Genomic DNA, 20,077 nt, shown 5'->3' on the forward strand with positions numbered 1-20,077 from the left:
GGTCCTAACCTCCCACCATGGCCTGGCGCTTGAGCAACAGGCGACGGCGCCACGCGAGCCCCAGCGCCAGCGCGGTCCCCGACAGCAGGGCAAAGGCGAAGCTCACCGCGAAGGCCCGGGGGATGCCCAGCGAAGTCCCCAGCGTTCCGCCCAGGAGCGCGCCCAGCATCGTCGAGACCTCGGGCATCAGGCTGATGACGGCCATGACCCGGGCGAGCGCGTTGGAGGGCACCTGCCGGGGGACCTCCGCGAAGAGCGTGATGAGCAGGAGCGAGGCGCCGAAGCTGCCCATCAACTCGTAGTTCAGGCACGCCACCAGTCCCAGCGCCCCGGGCCGGGCCAGCGGCAGCAACGCGAACGAGCCGGTGAGCAGGGCCACTGCCACCGCCACGGTCCACTGCGCTCCCAGGCGCCGGTGGAAGGTCCCCACGAGAAGGCTGGCGACGATGCCCCCCACGGAGCCCACCCCGACGATGGGACCGATGAGCGACGGCGACATGCCCAGGTCCCCGGACATGAAGAGGACCAGCAGCGCGGAGACCACGCCATTGGCCAGACAGAGATACCCGACGATGACGAGCCCCAGGCCCAGGAAGGGCCGCTGGAGCAGCAGCGAGAAGCCCAGGGTGAGCCCCTTCAGGCTTGCCGTGTTCCTCGCCGGGACATGCTGCGGCTTGCGGGGGACCCGCACTGCCACCGTCAGCAGCGCGGCCACCGCGAAGGAGGCCGCGTCCACGAGCAGCGCCACGGGCGCCGAGAGCACGGAGACGAGCAGGCCCCCCAGGCTGCGCCCCGAGACGTCCGCCAGGTTGCGCGTCACGCTGAACCGGCCATTGGCCTCCACCAACTGCCCATCCCCCACCACCGCGGGGAGGATGGGCGCGGCGAACATCCCGCCAATGGCGCTCACCGAGGTCAGACAGAAAGCCATCCCCAGGAGCAACCCGAAGCTCAACAGGCCCATCCACCAGAGCAACGGAATGGAGGCGATGAGCAGGCTGCTCGTCAGGCTGCACGCCACCAGGACGGGCACCTGACGCGAGCTCGCATCGGCCCACGCCGCGGCGGGGAGCCGCAGCAGCAGGGTCGGCGCAATCTCCACGGCCATCAGCAACCCCATCTGCTGGGGCGTGAGGTTCAGGATGGTCACCGCGACGAGCGGCAGCGCCACCTTGGTCACCGCCGAGCCCGTCAACGTGACGGTCTGCGCCGCCCACAGCCGCAGGAAGGTGGCGTTGCGCCAGAGACCGGGCGGAGGGCCCGGGCTCATCCCGCCCGCTGGGTCCGCGTGGAGGCCTTCAGGCGATCCGGCAGCGGGCACACCTCCCGCATCTCCTCGTCGCCGGTCAACCCGCAGCAGTTCCCGTCGATGTCCTCGTTGAAGACCAGCTTGGGGTGAGGCACCTGCGAGGGTTTGAGATTCAGCAGGTCCAACGGCACCTGGTCGTCATCCACCCACACCTGCCCTCCCGGGGAGATGAGGTCCATGTGGATGGGCGAGTAGTAGTCCAGGACATGGATGCTCTGGTTGTGCTGGCCAAAACCCAGGTGCACGCCCGGATGACGTTCGTTGATGTGAGAGTTCATGGAGATGAACTCCCCCAGCCCTCCGTTCGTCCCGAACCCCACCTCCCCCACCCGTCTGGAGTTGGGCTGGGCGAAGACCGCCTCCACCAGGCGGCTCACTTCGGGACTGTCACACTCGTAATCGACGGCATGGCCGTCCTGAATCCGGATGCGGATGGGATTCTTCGCCAGACGCGCATCAACCTGCGTCAAGGCATTGATGTTGAAGGCCCCGTCGGCGACCAGGACACCGTCCACGGTGCCCGGAAAGGTGGCCACCTCTCCCGCAGGCAGGATGACGAAGCTCCCAGGACGCCACACGCCCCGGTTGCTGATCCACCGGTACCGCTCCGAGTCGAGCCCGATACGCAGGTCCGTTCCCGATGGAGTCTTCACCTTCAGCTCGCGCGCCTTCATGAACCGGTCCAGCAAGCCCGCGTTGAGCTCCGACAACATCCCGGACCTGACGTTCAGCGCCTTGAGGAAGAAGTCCTGGGAGGCGTTGATGATTCGCACCGCCAGCCACTTGTCCAAATCGTAGCGCGCCAGGGCGTTGCGGAAGGTCATCATGTGCGACATCGAGTCGCGCTCGACGGTGATGATGACCAGCTTGCCCTTGAGGCTCTCCGGAGGCGGCAACGCCGCGTCCAGGCGCTGAGGGAAGGTCTCGTCGGGGAAGGGCTTGGGCCGCATCCCCAACAAGGCCGCCTCCATCCCACGCATCCGCAAGACGGTGGCAATCCACGCGGCGGACTCGCGACTCTCGGGCGTGTAGGCCACCAGGACCTGGTCCTCCGGCATGAGGCGCGCGTAATCATCAAGCAGGACATCGATGCCGGCCCAGACTCGCTCGTCCACTTTGCTCATCTCGCGACTCCCCGGATGTGCTGCGGCAGCAGGTTGAGATTGCCCATGGTTTGAAGCTCGGGGCCTTGCGCATGAACACCGCGCCAGACGTCCCGCCCGGCCTTTACGCCTGCCCCAGGCCACCACCAGCGCCTGGGGCAGGTACCCGCGAAGTCGCGCGGTGCGACTAGTTGTTCTGCTCGGTGGTCCAGATCGACCACATGCCGATGGTGTGCTCGGCGTTGGAGTCGCTCAGGTTGCAGGGGTTCAGTCCGGAGCTCTCGAAGCCCTCGGGCTCCGCGCTCTGCATCTCCATCAGGGTCTGCGCAAGGATTTCATCACGGTTCGAATGTTCCATGTGCAACCTCCCGGTACGCCGGTCACGCCTGGATTGGCGCGCCCAAGGACTATCACAACGCACTCCACAAAACAGACACACCGCCATCCAGGGCAATCCCATCACGAATTCCAGACAACCCTTGAGCACCATATCCTCTCAACCCAGTGACATGGCGTGGCTGCACCGTTGACGACCCGACATCCCCGGACAGCGCCTCAAATCCCATCCACGCGGCGCGCGCCCGCGCTGTAGCGGCTTTCCATGACAGGGCTTTCCGCATCACATCCATCCCCATCTCTCTCGACTCCACGGGTAGGGGGCCCGACGCGGGGAGTCCCTTCGAGTGGGAGGACTCGCCAGCAACTGTTTCCGAGGCGAGCCCCGCGTCTATTCTTGGGACAGCCCACAGGAGCTGAGCCCATGCGCGCGACGGCCTATGCAGCCCCCTCTGAGATGCACGGCATGGCCCATCCCTCGCGCACCGTGAGCGGGGAGGGAGTCCACACGAGCGCGGAGCGGGGGCTCGCGCAATGCCAGCAACGCGCCAATCAGAGCCCTCCGGTCCAGCGCGTGTCCGGCTACCAGCAATTGCTGAACACGAGCCCCAGGGTGGCGGCGCTGCAGCGCGGCCCACCACGGGCCCCCGTCGTCCAGCGCATGCGCATCACCAGTGGTGACATCACGGAGAGCGTCGACGAGGCCTGGAAGACGGTGGAGGAGTTCCTCTGGGACAAAGGCATTCCCGACCGCTACTGGCCCGAGATGAAGCAGCAGCTCGCGGCCATGGGGGAGGACCAGGAGTTCGAGTACTACGAAGACGCCGCGGACCTGCTGACCCAGCAGCTGAATGCCCGGGAGGGGACGGACTACCCGGTGGGGCCGCAGGAGGACCTTGATGACGAGGACACGCAGCAGGACTCGGGAGGCTGGGGTGGGCTCGCGTGGAAGGTGTTGAAGTACGGCACCATGTTCCTCGCGGCCCAGAGCGCGGTGGAGAACATCCTGCCCAAGGCGAATGCGATGTCGCTCCCCATGGGCCCCAGTGGCCCGCCGAACGCGCTGACGAACATGACCGGCCTGCGGCAGGACGTGTGCAAGGTCCCCGGCCTCATGGACAGCTTCCTGCCCATGCCTCTTCCCACGTGCGATATGGCCGACGCCCCCGTTGCGCCGAAGACCTGGTCCAATCATGGCGTCTGGAAGGATTGGCTGAATGCATTCGCCACGGGGAGGTGGAGCTATCCCGAAGACCCGACCGAGATTCCCGGGGTGAGCTTCCTGTCGGGCCCGAACGACCTGGCCCAGGACGGCTACTACGCCTATTCCCACCGCGCGAAGGATGGGCGGGTGGCCATCTCCTACACGGGGACGGATGCCACCACGAACAACGCCGTGCCCCACAGCTATCTGGCGTCAGGGGGCGACGTGTATGCGGCGGGCATGCTGCTGGCGAAAGGAGGCCAGGTCACCCAGGCGGACTCCGCCTCCGGCCACTACCTTCCCGACCCCAAGGTCTACCTGGACGAGTCCTGCCAGTCGCAAGTCACCCCCAAGGAGAGCCTCGAGTTCCTCCAGAGCAAATTGGAGGCGGATGGACTCGCCGCGCCGGGCATGAACCTGCTCCCGTTCCGCCATCCGAACCTCATCCAGCAGACCATCGACTGCCAGCAGAACAGACAGCCCCTGTTCAACCCCCATGGGTTTCGCTGAAGCCCCTGACGGCCTGGCTTACGTTCCGCGGGAGTGAGGGGGGTGTGAGCGCCGCACCGGGTGTCGCCGGGTGCGTTGACGGCTCCACCCCCTGGCGCGGCGCTCAACATTACTTAACACCCCGGTGACTCCAACCATGCGATGCAGGACGCGCCCCTCCCCGGGACTTGGGAAGGACACAGTCCCGCAGTCGAGGGGAGAACGGGTGGCGTCCGGTGGGGAATACGTCCCCGGACTCGCGCGGAAAACGTGGTACCGGTGGACCGTCGCGGCCACCAGAAAGGGAGCCGTCGGAATGCTCGCCATTGGAGACCTCGCGCCGGACTTCTCCGCCACGGACTGCCATGGCGCGCCCCTGAGCCTGTCCGCGCTCCGGGGCCGCAGGGTCGTCCTGTTCTTCTTTCCCAAGGCCTTCACGCTCGGCTGCACCATCGAGAACCGGGCGTTCAGAGACAACCACCACCGCCTCCAGGAGCTGGGCGCGGAGCTGGTGGGCGTCTCCGTGGACACCCAGCGCACCCAGTGCGCCTTCGCGGAGAAGGAAGACATCCACTTCTCCCTGCTCGGAGACCCGGACCGGGTCATCAGCCGGGCCTATGACGTGCTCTGGCCGGTGCTCCGGGTGGACCGCCGCGTCACGTTCATCATCGGCCCCGACGGCCGCATCGAGGACATCATCCGCCACGAGGTGCGCGTGTACCGCCACCTGGATGACGTCCTGCGCTACCTCGAGTCCACCCCGCTCTCCGTCGCCTACGACACGGCAGCCTGAACCCCGGGCTTCAGTCCCAGAGGCAGTAGTACTCGCAATGGGATGCGCCCCGGGCGCGGCACATCGGGTGGGTGATTCGCGGCGACTGACCGCCCGACAGCTCGATGGCTCGCTCGTGCCAGCCGATGATGGTGAGGCAGTCGGCCTCCGTGACGTTCTCCGCGCTGAAGGTGCGCAGCACCGCGGACCGGGGCCCCGTCCAGTCGTACGTGCGCGAGCCCACCGCGTAATAGAACCGGTAGATGCGCGCCGCCTGGCTCAACAGGAAGTGTGGGTCCCCCGCCCTCACGAAGGCATGCTGCGGACCGTGGAGCGACTCGTCCGCGGACGCGCGGCCCATGTCGATGAAGGCCCGGCCCTCGTCATCCGGCGACAGCACCTCCGCGATGGCCGAGTCCAGCCGCAGGTTCAGCTCCAGCGGATACCAGGCCACCGGCAATATCGACTTGCGAAGCAATGCCTGGTCCAACGGGGGCAGCCGCCCGAGGACCTCGTCCACCCGAACCTGCCCGCCGTGCCGGCGCAGCATGTTCAAGCGGGATATGAGCACGCCCCCCTTGATGCGAGAGCCCGAGCCTTCCAGAACCATGAGAAGTCCGTGGGTTGCACCAACCGCAGCCATTCTGACAGCGGCCGAGCGAACAGGGCAACCCGACGTCACAACCGAGTGTCGGCCAAATCGCTGTCATTTCCTGAGATTCCTGAATTGATGCGATGGCGGAAACGCGTCGAAAAATAACCTGGGGGCGGCTCGGGGGTTGAAGGCGTCGTGAGCATCAGGGAGACAGGCGGCCGGGTGGTGGCGATGCCGTCTCGCCGGCTGGCCCTGGAGCGGGCGCCGGACGAGGTGCTCTGTCGTGTCTTCCTGGACGGCGAGGAGGCGGCCTTCGAGGTGCTGGTGACGCGGCACCGGGCGCTCGTCTTCTCGCTGGTGCGCCGCTACACGACCCGGCCCGAGGACGCGGCGGACCTGACGCAGGCCGCCTTCCTGCGCGCGCTGGAGGCCTCTCGCCGGGTGTTCGCGCGCTTCACGCCCGTGGGCCCGGCGCCGTTCCGCGCGTGGCTGGTGCGCATCGCCCTCAACCTGGCGAAGAACCACGCGCGGCACGGCCAGCGGTGGCGGCCGGTGCTGGTGGAGGCCGCGAACGACGAGGTGGCGGAGGCCCCTGGCGAGTCCGCGCAGGACGGCCTGGAGCGGGCGGAGAGAGCACGCGAGGTGCGCGAGGCGGTGCTGACGCTGCCGAGACGTCAGCGCGAGGTGTTGACGCTGCGCGTGGACGCCGGGTTGGCGTTCAAGGACATCGCCGAGACGCTCGGCATCACCGAGAACAATGCGAAGGTGCAGTTCCACCATGCGGTGAAGCGCCTGAAGGCGCGGGTGGGCGAGCCCGAGGAGATGCGTTGATGGCTGCATGCCCTGACCAGGAAGCGCGGGTGGATCTCCACGCCGCGGGGGCTCTGGAGGCGTCGGAGACCGTGGCCCTGCTCCAACATCTGGAGTCGTGCGCGGGGTGCCGCGAGGCCTTCGCCGCGTCGGTGGAGGTCCTGTCGCTCTTGACGTTGCCCGCGCCGACGGCGGCGGAGAAGCACGCGCAGGAAGCGCTGCCCCAGCGCGCGCTGGACACATGGAAGCGGGAGCGCATGAGCCAGGCGCTGCGACGACGCACCGTGGGCTCGTTGGTGGCGGCGGCCGCGGCGGTGGCGGTGATGGTCCTGGTGCCAGGCATCCCGCGCCCCTGGGACTGGAACACCCCGCCGGAGCCCCAGGAGATGCCGTCCGAGGAGCGCGCGGTGGAAGCGCGGGCGCTGGCGGACTTCGAGGCCTGGGCGGGGCTGGAGCCGCTGGAGGCCAGCTCCGAGTGGGAAGACGAGGAAGCGCTCGACGACGTCGAGAGCTGGGACGAGGAAGCGCTGCTGGGGGAGACGCTGTGAAGACGATGACTCGCAAGTCGTGGGTGGCGGTGACGGTGGTGCTGGTGCCCTGGCTGGCGCTGGCCCGGCCCGGCAACAGGGAGGGCGCGGAGCAGCAGCCTCGCGAGGCCGAGCGGATGGAGCGCGCGGAGAAGCGGATGCGGCTGCGGCAGGTGCTGACGCTGTCGGACGCGCTGGAGCTGGACAACGCGCAGGCGCTGAAGATGGAAGAGACGTTGCGCCGCTTCGACGAGAAGCGGCGGCCTCTGCGGGAGCAGGTTCGCGACGCGGCTCGCACGCTGCATCAGGCGGCGCGGGGCGACAGCGCGGCGCTGGCCCAGGTGGACGCCGCCGCGCAGCGTGCGTTCGAGGCGCGCGAGCGCATCGCCGCGCTGGACCGGGAGATGTACCAGGCGCTGGCCAAGGAGCTTGCTCCGGAGAAGCGGGCGAAGCTGGCGCTCGCCCTCGCGCGCGGCGGCGGCGTGAAGACCAAGCGATTTTGGAAGAACGAGCTGCCGGGGGACTCTCGGGGCGAAGACTGAGGCCCTTCCCTCGGGAATGAGACTGGAGTCGGGGACGGACGGGCATCCGTCCCCGGGGGCGATGAGCGCCCGTGCCTACCGTCAGGGAGCCAACGGCGCGTGTCGCGCCGCCACCGAGGAGGCTTCCATGCGTCTACTGCCCCGACTCGCACCCCTGCTGCTGGGCCTGGCCTTCACGGCCTGCGCGAGCATCGACGTGAGCAGCAACTACGACCCCAGCGCCGTCCAGCAGATCGACGGATACAAGACCTACGCGTGGCTCCCGCAGCCAGAGGGGACCGACAAGCGCGTCTACAATCCCATCGTCGGTGGCCAGGTGCAGCACGCGGCCGACGCGTATCTGCAGTCGCACGGCTACCAGAAGGTGGATGCGGGGGCGAACCCCAACTTCCTCATCGGCTGGCATGGGGCCATCGACAACAAGATTGAAGCGGACACCGTCAACTCCTACTACGGCTATCCGTACAACTCGATGTGGGACCCGTTCTACGGCGGTGGGACCGTCGCCATGTCCGCGCCCGAGACGTATGTGCGCGAGTACGAGCAGGGCACCCTCCTGCTGGACATCGTGGACGCCGAGTCCAAGAAGCTCGTCTGGCGCGGGCAGGCGCAGGCGGAGATTGACGACAACGCCAAGGCGGAGAAGCGGCAGTCGAACATCGACAAGTCCGTGAAGGAAATCCTGGAGCGCTTCCCGCCCAAGCCCGGGAAGAAGTGACGTGCGGGCCCGTGTCCGACGCCATTGAGGTATGGGAGCGTCAGGCGTCGGACACGGGCGTGTCCTCGGGAACACTCGTCGGCGCGGGCGGACATGCCCAGGTTGCCTGCGCTCCATGTCTCGCGTCCGCCGACTCGCTGGCTGCGTCTTGCTGCTCGCCTGCCTTGGCGGTTGCACCGTCTCGGCGCCGCGCTCGGAGTTGGTGCGCCGCGTGGGCCGCTCGGACCTGTCCGTCGGGGCGTTGCGTACGCGGGTGCGGGACATGGCGCGCCGCTTCTCCGGGTTGCTGGAGGTCTCTTCGGATGAAATCGCCGCGCGCTCGGGCTCGGCCTCCGTGCGCGAGGCGATGACCACTTTCAAGATCAACTCCGTGCCGGCGATGCAGGCCGCGTTGCTCCAGCCCGACCCCGTGGCGGCCCTGGTGGATGCGTGGGCCCTGCTCGCGCAGCTCGAGCTCGCGCTTCCGCAGTGGGCCGTCTCCGCGGGTGCGTCACCCGAGGTGACAGCCAAGGCCGAGCGCATGTTGCGCGAGCAGGAGGCCGAAGTGGAGGCGCTGTGGAAGGACGTGTCCGGCCATGCGGACGTGTCGCCCGCGCACCGCCTCGTCCATGAGTGGGCCGCGAAGAACCCGCTGGTGGGCTCGCTCGTCGCGCGGGTGTCCACCGTGGGGTTGCTGGCGGACGTGACGTCTCTGTCCGGGATGGGGGCGAGGGGGACGGCGGGGGCACTCGTCGAAGACGTGCGCGACATCACCGCGCGCGTGGACCTCTACGCCGCGTCCCTCCCCCGACAGGCCCGCTGGCAGGTGGAGTCGATGGCGCAGGAGGTCCTGAGGACGCTGCCCGCGAAGGAGGCGATGCGGGACCTGGACCGCGTGGTGGACACGCTGGACCAGTTGGGCGCGCTGGCGGCGGGGACTCCCGCGATGGTGGCCCGAGAGAGGACCGCGGTGCTGAGCGCGCTCGACGCGGGCAGGGAGGCCCTCCAGCGGTTCATCGAGTCGGAGCGACAGGCACTCATGGGGGACGTGCGAGGCGAGCGGCAGGCGATTCTCGCGGCGCTTCACACCGAACGCGTGGAGACACTCCAGCAGGGCGAGCAGATCGGCTACGGATTGGTGGACCACGCCTTCCAGCGCGCCGCCATGCTGGTGGACCGCATCTTCCTGTGGCTGCTCGGGTTGACGCTGCTGGGCGTGGTGGGTGTGGTCGCCGTCGCGCTCCTGCTCACGCGTGCGTGGCGTCGACGGATGGGCTGAGCATGGCGCGGTGGATGCGACTCGCGCGCACGCACCAACTCATTGAGATCACCTCTCGACGCGCCCTGCCAGCATTGCGACGGAGCATGGGCTGAGCATGGCGGCGGCATCGACTCGCGTGCGGCCCCGACATCCTGACGCCGCCTCCCGACGAGCCTTGCCAATCTGTCAGGCGCCCTTCGCGCCGAGACTGTGAACACTCTCGGCGCGGGGCGGGCTCCGTGATTGCATTCGTCCCGGACATGGACTCGCGCTCACGTCAGGACCTCATCACCGGTGCACTGCTCGGAACCCTCGTGGGAGACGCCCTGGGTCTGCCCCGGGAAGGGCTCGGCCCTCGACGGGCGCACCGCATGTTCGGAGGCGCGCCGCTGCGACACCGGCTGGTGCTGGGCCGGGGCTTCGCCAGCGATGACACGGAGCACGCGTGCATGACGGGACAGGCCCTGCTCGCGCAACCCGAGGACGCGCCGCGCTTCGCTCGCAACCTCGGGTGGCGACTACGCGGGTGGTTCCTCGCCCTGCCCGCGGGCATCGGCTGGGCGACCGTGCGCGCCATCATGAAGTTGTGGTGCGGCTTCCCGCCCGAGCACAGCGGCGTCGTCTCCGCGGGCAACGGCCCGGCGATGCGGGCGCCTCTATTGGGAGCCTGTCTCGCCGCGCAGCCAGAGCGGCTCGATGCCTTCGTGCGGGCCTCCACACGGCTGACCCATCGAGATCCCCGGGCCGAGGACGGAGCGCGCCTCGTCGCACGAGCCGCCGCGTACGGCGCCCTGCATGGGCCCGAGGGCGTGAAGGACTCGGAGGCCGCGCTGCGCATGCTGCGCGAAGCCACCACCACCCCTGACTTTCACGCGGTCCTCGACACGCTGAGCGCCCAACTGGCGCGCGGTGCCTCCCTGACGGAGCTCGCCGAGGTCCTCGGGTTGGGACGTGGAGTCACGGGCTACGTCATGCACACCGTGCCCGTGGCCCTCTATGCGTGGCTGCGCCACCCGGACGACCTCCCCCGCGCGGTGGAGGAAGTCATCCTGCTCGGCGGAGACACGGACACGGTGGGCGCCATCGTGGGAGGCATGCTCGGAGCCACCGTCGGCGCGGGCGGCATTCCCCAGGCATGGCTGGACGGCGTCGCCGAGTGGCCTCGCTCAACGCAGTGGATGCGGACGCTCGCTGAACGCCTGGCGCGGCAGTTCCCCTCAGGCGAACCCCCTGCCGAGAGGACGGGCCCGCTCGCCCTCTTCTGGCCCGGACTGCTCCCGCGCAACCTGGGAGTCCTCGCCATCGTGCTCGCACACGGCTTCCGCCGCTTGCTGCCACCGTACTGAACGCCACGGCGCATCTCCGCCCTGGCGCGCACGGGTGCATCACGCAACGGCCACGGAGCCACGCCCTCACGAGTGACTGTCGGCGGTGGGCTGCTCGGCCTCCGTGGCACTGACGGAGCCGCGAGCCGCCTTCAAGCTGTCGGGAATGATGAGCGGCCGCTCCAGCCGGTCCCGGTCCCACTTCCCCAGGTTCGCGCAGGCGTCGTAGCTCGTCTGGAAAAAGTCGAGCAGGAACGCCTTGGGGTCCTTCGCGTGGCGCACCGACTCGTAGGGCAGCAGGAACTCCTTGAGGCCCGGGTCGTATCCCGCCTCCGCCGGCTCCACGCGCGCGGCGGCGAAGCCCGTCGGCTCCGGTGCCGCGTAGCAATAGAACGCCGCGCCGCCCAGGGCCTCGCTGCCGGGCCAGAAGCCCGCGCTGCAGACCTCCTCGCAGTAGGCCTCGGCCGTCACCGCGTCCGCGCCTTCACGCACCGGCGCGGGCCGGCCACCGAAGCGCGTCACCGCCAGGTCGAAGCTCCCCCAGAAGAACTGCACCGGGCTGCACTTGCCGGTGAAGCGGGCCCGGAACTCCTTCAGGATGAGGTCCGCCTGGAGCAGCGCCCGCCACCAGTGCTGCGCGTGCTCGGCCACATAGGTTTCGTGGTGCCGGTCCTGACTGAACGGCGTGGTGTCGTCCGGTATCTCCACCGGCTGCTCCCAGATGCGGGTCTCGATGCCCAGCGAGCGCAGCGTGGCCATGACATCCCGGTAGAACTCCGCCACCGGTCGGGACGTCAGCTCCATGACGCGCACGTCCCCCTGACTCGTCAGGAAGCGCAGCTCGCTGGCGAGGAAGTCGAAGTCCACCTCGAAGCCGCCATTCCCATAGGGGATGAGCCCTGTCGTCAGACCCCGCGCCGTCACGCGGAACGACACATTCCACCAGTGGTTCTCCGGTGGCGTCAGCGTCAGCCGCACCTTGCCGAGCACCTGGGTGTACCGGTGCAGCGTGGCATAGGTGTCCTTCCACTCCGCGAATGGAAGCGCCGGCCACGCCTCCTCCTTCGTTCCCAGTCCGGGTATCGACGCGATGGCCATGCGGCTCCCTCCTCAAGGGCCACGTCCACCACCACGGTGGGCCCCTCATGGCCCACATGCCACGGTGGCCTCACGGGCCGCATGCAGGGAGGACGGAGGACGGAGCGTCAGTCCTCGCGAGCCCTCGGGCTCCCGACGGACGACCCGGCACCGGCCCGGGCGGATGCTCGCTCCGGGCCGGCGAGAGCTCAGCCGTCCACTACGGCTGGGCGAGCGCGGCGTCGACGGCCTTGCGCAGCTCGTCGCTCTCCGGCGTCACCTTGCTGGGGAAGCCCGCCTTCACCTGGCCGTCCTTGCCCACGACGTACTTGTGGAAGTTCCACTTCGGCGCGTCGTGGTTCTTCGCGAGGAAGGCGTAGACCGGGGACTGGCCGTCGCCCTTCGTCTTCACCTTCTCGAACATGGGGAAGCTGACCTTGAAGCGCAGCTCGCAGAACTTCTTGATGTCCTCCGAGCTGCCCGGCTCCTGCCCGCCGAAGTCATTGGACGGGAAGCCCAGCACGACGACGCCCTTGTCCTTGTAGTCCTGGAAGAGCTTCTCCAGGCCCGCGTACTGCGGCGTGTAGCCACACTCCGACGCGGTGTTCACCACGACCAGGACCTTGCCCTGGAAATCGGAGAGCTTCTCGGCCTTGCCATCGAGACGGTTCGCGGACAGGTCATGCAGGGACATGGGCTTCTTCTCGCTCGGGGGCTGGGACTTCGCGGGAGTGGTGGGCTTCGTCGCCGAATCCCCGGCGAGTGCCGGGGTGACGATGAGCGCCGTGGCGACGGTCAGTACATGGAGGGTTCTCATGGGGCCGCCAAGAATGCCGAAGCCCCGCCCCCGTTTCACGACCTTCTGTCCTGTCTTCGACATCCCACCCTCACCGGCTCCCCGTCGCGCCGCGACGCGATGCGTGACGGTCCTCGCCGGAGAAGAGGGACTTGAGCACCCGCCCGGTGGCCGTCTTCACCTTCGCCACCTCGCGAGGCGTGCCCTCCGCGACGATGAGGCCGCCGTCATCGCCGCCCTCCGGCCCCAGCTCCACGACGTGGTCCGCCGCGCCGATGACGGACGGGTGGTGCTCGATGACCACCAGCGTGTCGCCCCGGTCCACCAGTCGCCCCAGGAAGGTGATGAGCTTCTCCACGTCGCCCAGGTGCAGGCCCGTCGTCGGCTCGTCGAGCACGTACAGCGTGGGCTCGTGCCGTGAGGAGGCCGTCAGCTCGGACGCCAGCTTGAGCCGCTGCGCCTCGCCGCCGGACAGGGTGTTGGAGCCCTGCCCGAGCTGGAGGTAGCCCACGCCCAAATCCGACAGGCATTGCAGCGGCGCGGCCACCTTGGGAATGGAGCGGAAGACGTCCTTCGCCTCGTCGGCGGACAGCCGCAGCACGTCGCCGATGGACAGGCCGTGGTAGCGAATCTCCAGCGTGGCCGCGTCGAAGCGCGCGCCGCCGCAGGCCTCGCACGGCGTCACCACGTCCGGGAGGAAGGACATCTCATGGGAGATGGAGCCCTGCCCCTCGCACGCGGTGCACCGTCCACCGGCGGCGGTGTTGAAGGAGAAGCGCGCGGCGGAGAAGCCCCGAATCTTCGCCTCGGGCGTGGCGGCGAAGGCCCGGCGCAGCTCGTCCCAGATGCCCAGGAACGTCGCCGGCACCGAGCGCGGCGTGCGACCGATGGGCGACTGGTCCACCGACATCACCCGCTTCACCGGGTCCACGCCCTTCAGCGAATCGAAGGGGCCCGGCTTCGAGGAGACCAGCTCCAGCGCCTCGCGCAGCGCCGGGTAGAGCACCTGGCGAATCAGCGTGCTCTTGCCGGAGCCGGACACGCCACTGACGACGTTGAGCCGGCCCACGGGCAGCCGCAGGTCCACGCGCTTCAGGTTGTTGGCGCGCGCGCCCTTCAGCTCCAGCCAGTGCTTTGGCTCTCCGCGTCCTGAAGGAGGCCGCACCTGAGCCTCGCGCAGCGCGACGGCCGTGGGAGAGTCGCTCTGCAGCACCACGTCCGGCGGGCCTTCCGCGAGGATGCGTCCGCCGCCACGGCCACCGGTGGGTCCCAGGTCGAGCAGATGGTCCGCCGCGCGGATGGTGTCCGAGTCGTGCTCCACCACCAGCACCGTGGAGCCCGTGTTCACCAGCGCGCGCAGGTTGTCGAGCAGGCGGTGGGTGTCACGCGGATGCAGGCCGATGGTGGGCTCATCCAGCACGTACATCGCCCCGGTGAGGCCCGCGCCGAGCTGCGCGGACAAGCGCAGTCGCTGCATCTCTCCGCCCGACAACGTGGCCGCGTTGCGGTCCAGGGACAGGTAGCCCAGGCCCACACGCTCCAGGAACTCCATGCGCCGCAGAAGCTCCTGTCGGGACGGCTCGCCCAGGAGCGCGCGGTCCCCCTTGAACTTCCAGCCCTTCACGCGCTCCAGCGCCGAGGCCACGGACTGCTTCACCACCTCGTGGTAGCGCGCCCCTTCCAGCCGCACGCCGCGAGGGATGGGGTCCAACCGACTGCCACCGCACGCGCGGCACGGCGCCGTCTCGCCCTCGGCCTGCGCCGTGGGTCCGCCCTGCACACCCGTGCCCTCGCACGAGTCGCAGCGCCCCTGCTTCGTGTTGAAGGAGAACCAGCGCGGGTCCAGCTCCGGCACGGCGGTGCCGCACTGGGGACAGGTGCGCTCGGTGGACAGCAGCGTCTCACCCTTCGAGGTGCGCAGCTTCAGCGCGCCCTGTCCCCAGCCCAGCGCCTTGTCGAACACGTCGCGCGGCAGCTTGGAGACCTTGCCCTCGTACATGACGAGGTCGATGTCGTGCTCGCGCGTCTTCGCCAGTCGCGGCGGGTCATCCGTGGAGGCGAGCTGCCCGTCGACGATGGCGGTGGTGATGCCCCCGCGCGCCGCCGCCGTGAAGACATCCAGGTACGTGCCCTTGCGCGAGCGCACCGCGGGCGCCAGCACCGTCGCCTCGCCCTTCATCGCGGAGAGCTGCGCGAACAGGAGCTCCGGAGAGATGGAGGTGATGGCCGTGTCGTCGCGAGGGCAGTGCGGCTCCCCCAGCTTGGCGAACAGCAGGCGCAGGTAGTGGGCCACCTCGGTGACGGTGGCCACGGTGCTCGTGCCACCCGCGCGAGAGGTGCGTTGCTCCAGCGCCACGGTGGGCGGAATGGAGCTGACGCGCTCCACGTCCGGCCGGGGCATGGTGGGCAGGAACTGCCGCGCGTAGGGGCTGAGCGTCTCCAGGAAGCGCCGCTGTCCCTCCGCGAACACCACGTCGAAGGCCAGCGAGCTCTTGCCCGAGCCGCTCGGCCCGGTGACGACGGTCATCTTCCCGAGCGGAATCTTGCACGACACGTCCTGCAGGTTGTGCTCGCGCGCGTGCTCCACCTCGATGGCCGGAGCGACGTCCTTGCCCGGCTTGCGCAGCTTCACCGAACGGCCCAACGGCTTGCGCTCACCTCGCAGCGCCTCCGCCGTCGCGCCCTCGCCACGCGCCACGTCCGCGGGCGTGCCTTCAGCCACCAGCCGGCCGCCGTCCTTGCCGCCCACCGGCCCCAGGTCGATGACCCAGTCCGACGCCTTCATCACCGACACGTCGTGGTCCACGACGATGACGCTGGCGCCACGGTCCACCAGCGCATGAAGCGCGTCGATGACGTGACGCACGTCCTCCGCGTGCAGGCCCGCGCTCGGCTCGTCGATGAGGAACAGCGAGCCCTTCGACTCGGTGGCCAGCGCACGCGCCAGCTTCAGCCGCTGCGCCTCTCCGCCCGACAACGTGGACAGGGGCTGCCCCAGGGGCAGGTAGCCCAGGCCCAGCCGCGCCACCGGCCCCAGCGTGCGCTGGAGGGCCGCGTCGCTCCCGAAGTGCTGGAGCACCTCGGACACCGTCATCTCCAGCACCTGCGCCACGCTGAAGCCCTGGTGGCGGACGGCGAGCACCTCCTCCTTGAAGCGCCGGCCCCGGCACACCGCGCACAGCAGGGCCACGTCCGCGAGGAACTGCATCTCCACCGTCTCGTAGCCCTCGCCCGAGCACGCCTCGCAGCGCCCCTTGTCCACGTTGAAGGAGAAGTGGGCCGGCGTCAGTCCGCGCACCTGCGCGTCGGGCTCCGCGGCGAAGCGCTCTCGCAGCCTGTCCCACGCCTTGGTGTACGTGGCGGCATTGCCACGCGACGTGCGCCCCAGCGGAGACTGGTCCACGAAGGTGATGGCCTTCACCGCCTCGGCACCCTCCAGCGCGTCCACCACCCCCGGGGCCTCCACGTCCTTCACGCCCAGCCGCCGGGCCAGGTGCCGGTAGAGCACCTCGTCCACCAGCGTGCTCTTTCCGGAGCCGCTCGGCCCCGTCACCGCGCACAGCACGCCCAGCGGCACGCTCACCGACAGCGCCTTCAGGTTGTGCTCCCGCGCGCCCCGCACCTCGATGGAGCCCGTCTTCACGCGAGGCGTCCTCGGCGCCTCATCGCTCCCCGCGAGGAGTCGACCGGTGGGCAGGTCCTTGCGCTTCGCCAGCGCCTCCGGCGGACCATCGAAGCACAGCCGTCCACCTTCGCGGCCCGCGCCGGGGCCCAGCTCCAGCACGCGATGCGCGGAGCGGATGACCAGCGGGTCATGCTCAATCACGAGCGCGATGTTGCCCCGCTCCGCCAGCTCCGCGATGGCCTCCGTCAACGGAGGCACGTCCCCGGGATGCAGTCCCACCGTGGGCTCGTCCAGGACGAACAGCGAGCCGGTGAGTGACGTCCCCAGCGCCGCCGTCAGCGACACGCGCTGCGCCTCGCCTCCGGACAGCGTGCGCGCCTGGCGGTCCAACGTCAGGTAGCCCAACCCCACGCGCCGCAGGTAGCTCAGGCGCCCGGACAGCTCACGCCGCGCCAGTTCGCCCTGCCCCGTCGTCGTGCCCAGCGCCTCCAGCCGAGCCAGCGCCTCCGTCAGCTCCAGCCCGTGCCAGCCCGGCAGGTCCAACCCGCCCACGCGGTACGCGCGCGCCTGCTCATTGAGCCGCGCGCCGCGACAGCTCTGGCACAGCGAATACGCGCGGTAGCGCGCCAGCAGCACGCGCACGTGCATCTTGTACGTGCGCCCCTCCATCCACCGGAACCACGCGCGCACGCCCGGATAGGCGCGCCCTTCGTCGTAGTCACCCGCACCCTCCAGCACCGACTCCCGCTGCGCCGGCGTCAGCGACGCCCAGGGCGCGTCCATGGGAATCCCCTTCGCGCGGCACCAGCGCTGGAGCATGCCCCGCTCCCACTCCGTCGACGCGCCGGACCACGGACGGATGGCCCCCTCTGAAAGACTCAGCGCCGGGTTGGGAATCACCTTGTCCCAGTCGATGCCGATGGTGCGCCCGAAGCCTCGACACGGCGCGCACGCGCCCACCGGCGACTGGTAGCTGAACAGGCCCGGCCGCGCGGCCTCGAACTCACGCGCGCACTTCGGACACACCAGCCCCCTGCGCACCCGCTTCGGCTCGGCGCCGGCCACCAGCACCACCGCCTCGCCCTCCGAGCGAGCCCACGCGTCCTCCATCGCCTGCGTCACGCGCGACAGCTGCGAGGCAGACAGCTTCACCCGGTCCACCAGCACCCGCGCCACGCCCGCGGAGTCCGTCGCCTCCGAGGGCTTGAGCGACTCCAGCTCCCGCACCTCGCCCTGCACCACCAGCCGGTGGTAGCCGTCCTTCAGCAACCGGGCGCGCACGTCCAGGAACGAGGCCGTGTCCGCGATGCGCAGCGGGAAGGCGATGAGGGCCTGGGCCTCCGGCGACTCGCGCAGCAGGGCCGACGCCGCGACGCGCGCATCCGTGCGCACCGCCTCCACGCCGCAGTCCGGGCACACCGGCATCGCCTCGCGCGTGAAGAGCGCGGACAGATACGGCTCCACGTCCGCCAGCGTCGCCACCGTCGAGCGCGAGCTCTTCACCGGCGCGCGCCGGTCCACCGCCACACCCGCGGCCACCGGCTCCAGCGCCTCCATGGGCGGCCGCTCCAGCCGCTCCAGGAACTGCCGGGCATACGGGCTGAAGCTCTCCACGAAGCGCCGCTGACCCTCGGCATACAGCGTGTCGAGCGCCAGACTCGACTTGCCCGCCCCCGAGACTCCGGTGATGCAGACCAGCTCCCCTTCCGCGAGGTCCACGGAGAGGTCCTTCAGGTTGTGCGTTCGGGCGCCTACGAGGTGGGTCTTGTGCATTTCGGGTCGGAGGTTTAACGACCTGACACTTCAACGCCACAGACAAGTGAACCAACGCGTCAACGAATGCCCCCCCTGGTTGGGTGAAGGGCGAGCGGCTTGCTACAACTGGGGTACAATGAGCGCGCGGGGGCGGCGCCCGGCCCAGGTGCCCAGATGCCCCGCGATGCAGGAGGCTCTCCATGGCCGAGGGAAGCAACAGTTCTCCCCCCCGTGACGCGCTGGTCCAAGCCTCGCCCTCCCTGGTGTTGCTGGAAGTCGATGGCCACACGGCCTCTGCCTTCGTCGCCACCGGACAGGGACACCTCGTCACCAGCCTGCATGCCGTGGCGGGAGCACGCCTCATCCACGCGGTGATGGCGGATGGGACGCGCGCGGAGGTGGACCAGGTGGCGGCGATGGATGACCGCCGTGATTTGGCCATCCTCCGTTTACCGGTGACGGACCTGGCGCCTCCGCTCGGTCTGGCGCCCGCACCCCTGCCCGCCGAGGGAGACACCGTCTACGTCCTGCGAGCCGGCGCCGGCCCCGCACCGGAGGTTCGCTCCCAGCAAGTGCGGGCGGTCCAGGTGCTCGGCGACTGGCTCACCTTGCTGGAGCTGACGCGCACGCTTCCGGAGGAGTCCTCCGGCGGGCCGGTGCTGGACATGCGCGGCGCGGTGGTCGGCGTGGCCACCGCGGCGCTGGCCAACGGCCGCTCCCTGGGCCTCGTCATCCCCACGCGCTACATCGCGCCGCTCCTGCGGGGCTCGGCCGCCTCGCCCCTGTCCGCGCTGGAGGCGCCTCGCCGCAGGGCCGGACGCGTGAGAAGGGTGCCGCAACATCCGTTGAGCGTGCTGGAAGGCGCGACGACGGATGCGCTGGAGTCCATCGCCACCACGCTGGGCCACGCCATCAACGCGGGCGCCCCCGCGTACAACCGGGGCGACGTGGACGGCTGCTACCGCCTCTATGCCCGCACCGCCGAGCGACTCATCGACTCGTGCAAGGCCTTCCCTGGCGCCCAGCGCGCGCTGCGCGACGGACTCACGCGCTGCGATGATTTGCCGGACTCCGACGACCGGGCCTGGGCCCTGCGCGACACCTTCGATGGATTGCTGGACGTCATCGGCCGCTGGCTCCAGAAAATCCGTCCAGAAGCCGCCCGCATCGCCAGGCACTCGGCGCCGCCGCCCAAGAACTACCTCAACTGACGCGCCGCCTCACGCATCCTCCCAGCGAACGCGCAGCGCGTAGCCGGCCGGCTGCCGGTCCAGCACGTCCACGAGCGGCCGCACCCGGGTGCGCCGCAGCACGCCTTCCACCACGCCCGCCACGAAGTCCGGCAACGGGTCCCCGTCCACCACCCGCACGCGCCACTCCCGCTCCTGCACCGGCTCCAGGACCATCTTCATGTCCTCGCGCCCCGCCTTCAGGTACGTGGGCAGCCGCGTCAGACAACGCTCGGTACCCAACAGTGGCGCCGCGGTGGCGAAGATGCGCCCCACCAACGTCTGCGCGAAGCCCTCCACGTAGCGGTGCCCCAGCGCCCGGTTTGCCTCCTCAGGAGGTTGTCCCGCGCACGCGAAGCGCCGCGCCACACCCAGCGCCGCGCGCCACACGGTGAGGGGGTAGTACTCCTGCGATGCGTCCGTGTCCGTGTCGTAGCCGATGTCTCGCAGAGACTGGGCGAACGCGCCGGAGGGCTTCAGCGCATGGACGAACAGCCCCTCGAAGTTGCGCCGTGGCACCTGCACTGGCACGTAGGGCGCCTTCCGAGCCCCCACCGCCGCGTCCTTCGAGCCCCGCCGCTCCATGGCGTTCCCCCCTCCGAATCCGCCGGTCCGCACCGGCCCG

The 20,077-nt window shown here is 69.7% G+C and carries 17 protein-coding genes; 9 read left to right on the top strand and 8 right to left on the bottom strand.

Annotation, left to right across the window (positions count from 1 at the left end; all coding sequences use genetic code 11):
- Window positions 1-4 precede the first annotated feature (4 nt).
- The 3 genes from HUA78_RS18920 to HUA78_RS18930 all read right to left on the bottom strand — a co-directional run bounded on the left by HUA78_RS18920 (window position 5) and on the right by HUA78_RS18930 (window position 2,770).
- Window positions 5-1,270 (bottom strand): MFS transporter, encoded by a 1,266-nt coding sequence (locus tag HUA78_RS18920; RefSeq protein WP_141648383.1) that lies wholly within the window; start codon window positions 1,268-1,270, stop codon window positions 5-7.
- Window positions 1,267-2,433, bottom strand: coding sequence for an aminopeptidase (locus tag HUA78_RS18925; protein ID WP_174476840.1), 1,167 nt, complete (start codon window positions 2,431-2,433; stop codon window positions 1,267-1,269). Before HUA78_RS18925 ends, HUA78_RS18920 begins: the two co-directional genes overlap by 4 nt.
- Window positions 2,434-2,599: 166 nt before the next feature.
- Complete coding sequence (locus HUA78_RS18930; protein WP_174457234.1) at window positions 2,600-2,770, bottom strand: hypothetical protein; 171 nt, start codon at window positions 2,768-2,770, stop codon at window positions 2,600-2,602.
- Between the two features lie 402 nt (window positions 2,771-3,172).
- On the opposite strand from HUA78_RS18930, the gene HUA78_RS18935 reads away from it, so the two are divergent.
- Together HUA78_RS18935 and HUA78_RS18940 are read left to right on the top strand one after the other, a co-directional pair.
- Complete coding sequence (locus tag HUA78_RS18935; protein WP_174476841.1) at window positions 3,173-4,462, top strand: hypothetical protein; 1,290 nt, start codon at window positions 3,173-3,175, stop codon at window positions 4,460-4,462.
- Between the two features lie 295 nt (window positions 4,463-4,757).
- Window positions 4,758-5,234: a peroxiredoxin gene (locus tag HUA78_RS18940; RefSeq protein WP_141642576.1), complete on the top strand. Its 477-nt coding sequence runs from the start codon at window positions 4,758-4,760 to the stop codon at window positions 5,232-5,234.
- Between the two features lie 10 nt (window positions 5,235-5,244).
- On the opposite strand, the gene HUA78_RS18945 is transcribed toward HUA78_RS18940, so the two are convergent.
- Window positions 5,245-5,823 (bottom strand): TIGR02265 family protein, encoded by a 579-nt coding sequence (locus HUA78_RS18945; RefSeq protein WP_141642575.1) that lies wholly within the window; start codon window positions 5,821-5,823, stop codon window positions 5,245-5,247.
- 180 nt (window positions 5,824-6,003) lie between these two features.
- Here HUA78_RS18945 and HUA78_RS18950 point away from each other — a divergent pair, with 180 nt between their 5' ends.
- From HUA78_RS18950 to HUA78_RS18975, 6 genes are all read left to right on the top strand, one after another.
- On the top strand, window positions 6,004-6,639 hold the full coding sequence (locus HUA78_RS18950; protein ID WP_141642574.1) for an RNA polymerase sigma factor: 636 nt from the start codon (window positions 6,004-6,006) through the stop codon (window positions 6,637-6,639).
- Window positions 6,639-7,166, top strand: coding sequence for a zf-HC2 domain-containing protein (locus HUA78_RS18955; protein WP_174457237.1), 528 nt, complete (start codon window positions 6,639-6,641; stop codon window positions 7,164-7,166). Before HUA78_RS18950 ends, HUA78_RS18955 begins: the two co-directional genes overlap by 1 nt.
- Window positions 7,167-7,171: 5 nt before the next feature.
- Complete coding sequence (locus tag HUA78_RS18960; RefSeq protein WP_174457299.1) at window positions 7,172-7,687, top strand: hypothetical protein; 516 nt, start codon at window positions 7,172-7,174, stop codon at window positions 7,685-7,687.
- A gap of 127 nt (window positions 7,688-7,814) precedes the next feature.
- Window positions 7,815-8,405, top strand: a complete 591-nt coding sequence (locus tag HUA78_RS18965; RefSeq protein ID WP_141642572.1) for a DUF4136 domain-containing protein — start codon at window positions 7,815-7,817, stop codon at window positions 8,403-8,405.
- Window positions 8,406-8,520: 115 nt separating this feature from the next.
- A complete protein-coding gene (locus HUA78_RS18970; RefSeq protein ID WP_174476842.1) occupies window positions 8,521-9,663 on the top strand; it encodes a chemotaxis protein in 1,143 nt (380 codons plus the stop codon).
- Window positions 9,664-9,905: 242 nt separating this feature from the next.
- A complete protein-coding gene (locus tag HUA78_RS18975) occupies window positions 9,906-10,991 on the top strand; it encodes an ADP-ribosylglycohydrolase family protein (protein WP_174476843.1) in 1,086 nt (361 codons plus the stop codon).
- Between the two features lie 66 nt (window positions 10,992-11,057).
- Here HUA78_RS18975 and HUA78_RS18980 read toward each other — a convergent pair whose 3' ends face one another.
- From HUA78_RS18980 to uvrA, 3 genes are all read right to left on the bottom strand, one after another.
- Window positions 11,058-12,068 (bottom strand): DUF5996 family protein, encoded by a 1,011-nt coding sequence (locus HUA78_RS18980; RefSeq protein ID WP_141642570.1) that lies wholly within the window; start codon window positions 12,066-12,068, stop codon window positions 11,058-11,060.
- Between the two features lie 199 nt (window positions 12,069-12,267).
- Window positions 12,268-12,864 (bottom strand): glutathione peroxidase, encoded by a 597-nt coding sequence (locus HUA78_RS18985; protein ID WP_174464709.1) that lies wholly within the window; start codon window positions 12,862-12,864, stop codon window positions 12,268-12,270.
- Window positions 12,865-12,934: 70 nt separating this feature from the next.
- On the bottom strand, window positions 12,935-18,241 hold the full coding sequence (uvrA, locus tag HUA78_RS18990; protein ID WP_174476844.1) for an excinuclease ABC subunit UvrA: 5,307 nt from the start codon (window positions 18,239-18,241) through the stop codon (window positions 12,935-12,937).
- 182 nt (window positions 18,242-18,423) lie between these two features.
- Between uvrA and HUA78_RS18995 the strand changes: the two genes are divergently transcribed.
- Window positions 18,424-19,434, top strand: a complete 1,011-nt coding sequence (locus tag HUA78_RS18995; protein ID WP_174461774.1) for a serine protease — start codon at window positions 18,424-18,426, stop codon at window positions 19,432-19,434.
- A 9-nt stretch (window positions 19,435-19,443) separates the two neighbouring features.
- On the opposite strand, the gene HUA78_RS19000 is transcribed toward HUA78_RS18995, so the two are convergent.
- Window positions 19,444-20,037: a DUF2378 family protein gene (locus HUA78_RS19000; protein WP_174464707.1), complete on the bottom strand. Its 594-nt coding sequence runs from the start codon at window positions 20,035-20,037 to the stop codon at window positions 19,444-19,446.
- Between the last annotated feature and the right edge of the window lie 40 nt (window positions 20,038-20,077).

It is taken from the genome of Myxococcus sp. CA033, from assembly GCF_013336625.1.
Taxonomy (GTDB): domain Bacteria; phylum Myxococcota; class Myxococcia; order Myxococcales; family Myxococcaceae; genus Myxococcus; species Myxococcus llanfairpwllgwyngyllgogerychwyrndrobwllllantysiliogogogochensis.

Excerpts from the sequence above, each read along its gene's own strand:
- HUA78_RS18920 (WP_141648383.1), bottom strand. The coding sequence starts at position 1,270 with ATGAGCCCGGGCCCTCCGCCCGGTCTCTGGCGCAACGCCACCTTCCTG.
- HUA78_RS18925 (WP_174476840.1), bottom strand. The coding sequence starts at position 2,433 with ATGAGCAAAGTGGACGAGCGAGTCTGGGCCGGCATCGATGTCCTGCTT.
- HUA78_RS18930 (WP_174457234.1), bottom strand. The coding sequence starts at position 2,770 with ATGGAACATTCGAACCGTGATGAAATCCTTGCGCAGACCCTGATGGAG.
- HUA78_RS18935 (WP_174476841.1), top strand. The coding sequence starts at position 3,173 with ATGCGCGCGACGGCCTATGCAGCCCCCTCTGAGATGCACGGCATGGCC.
- HUA78_RS18940 (WP_141642576.1), top strand. The coding sequence starts at position 4,758 with ATGCTCGCCATTGGAGACCTCGCGCCGGACTTCTCCGCCACGGACTGC.
- HUA78_RS18945 (WP_141642575.1), bottom strand. The coding sequence starts at position 5,823 with ATGGTTCTGGAAGGCTCGGGCTCTCGCATCAAGGGGGGCGTGCTCATA.
- HUA78_RS18955 (WP_174457237.1), top strand. The coding sequence starts at position 6,639 with ATGGCTGCATGCCCTGACCAGGAAGCGCGGGTGGATCTCCACGCCGCG.
- HUA78_RS18960 (WP_174457299.1), top strand. The coding sequence starts at position 7,172 with ATGACTCGCAAGTCGTGGGTGGCGGTGACGGTGGTGCTGGTGCCCTGG.
- HUA78_RS18965 (WP_141642572.1), top strand. The coding sequence starts at position 7,815 with ATGCGTCTACTGCCCCGACTCGCACCCCTGCTGCTGGGCCTGGCCTTC.
- HUA78_RS18970 (WP_174476842.1), top strand. The coding sequence starts at position 8,521 with ATGTCTCGCGTCCGCCGACTCGCTGGCTGCGTCTTGCTGCTCGCCTGC.
- HUA78_RS18975 (WP_174476843.1), top strand. The coding sequence starts at position 9,906 with ATGGACTCGCGCTCACGTCAGGACCTCATCACCGGTGCACTGCTCGGA.
- HUA78_RS18980 (WP_141642570.1), bottom strand. The coding sequence starts at position 12,068 with ATGGCCATCGCGTCGATACCCGGACTGGGAACGAAGGAGGAGGCGTGG.
- HUA78_RS18985 (WP_174464709.1), bottom strand. The coding sequence starts at position 12,864 with ATGAGAACCCTCCATGTACTGACCGTCGCCACGGCGCTCATCGTCACC.
- uvrA (WP_174476844.1), bottom strand. The coding sequence starts at position 18,241 with ATGCACAAGACCCACCTCGTAGGCGCCCGAACGCACAACCTGAAGGAC.
- HUA78_RS18995 (WP_174461774.1), top strand. The coding sequence starts at position 18,424 with ATGGCCGAGGGAAGCAACAGTTCTCCCCCCCGTGACGCGCTGGTCCAA.
- HUA78_RS19000 (WP_174464707.1), bottom strand. The coding sequence starts at position 20,037 with ATGGAGCGGCGGGGCTCGAAGGACGCGGCGGTGGGGGCTCGGAAGGCG.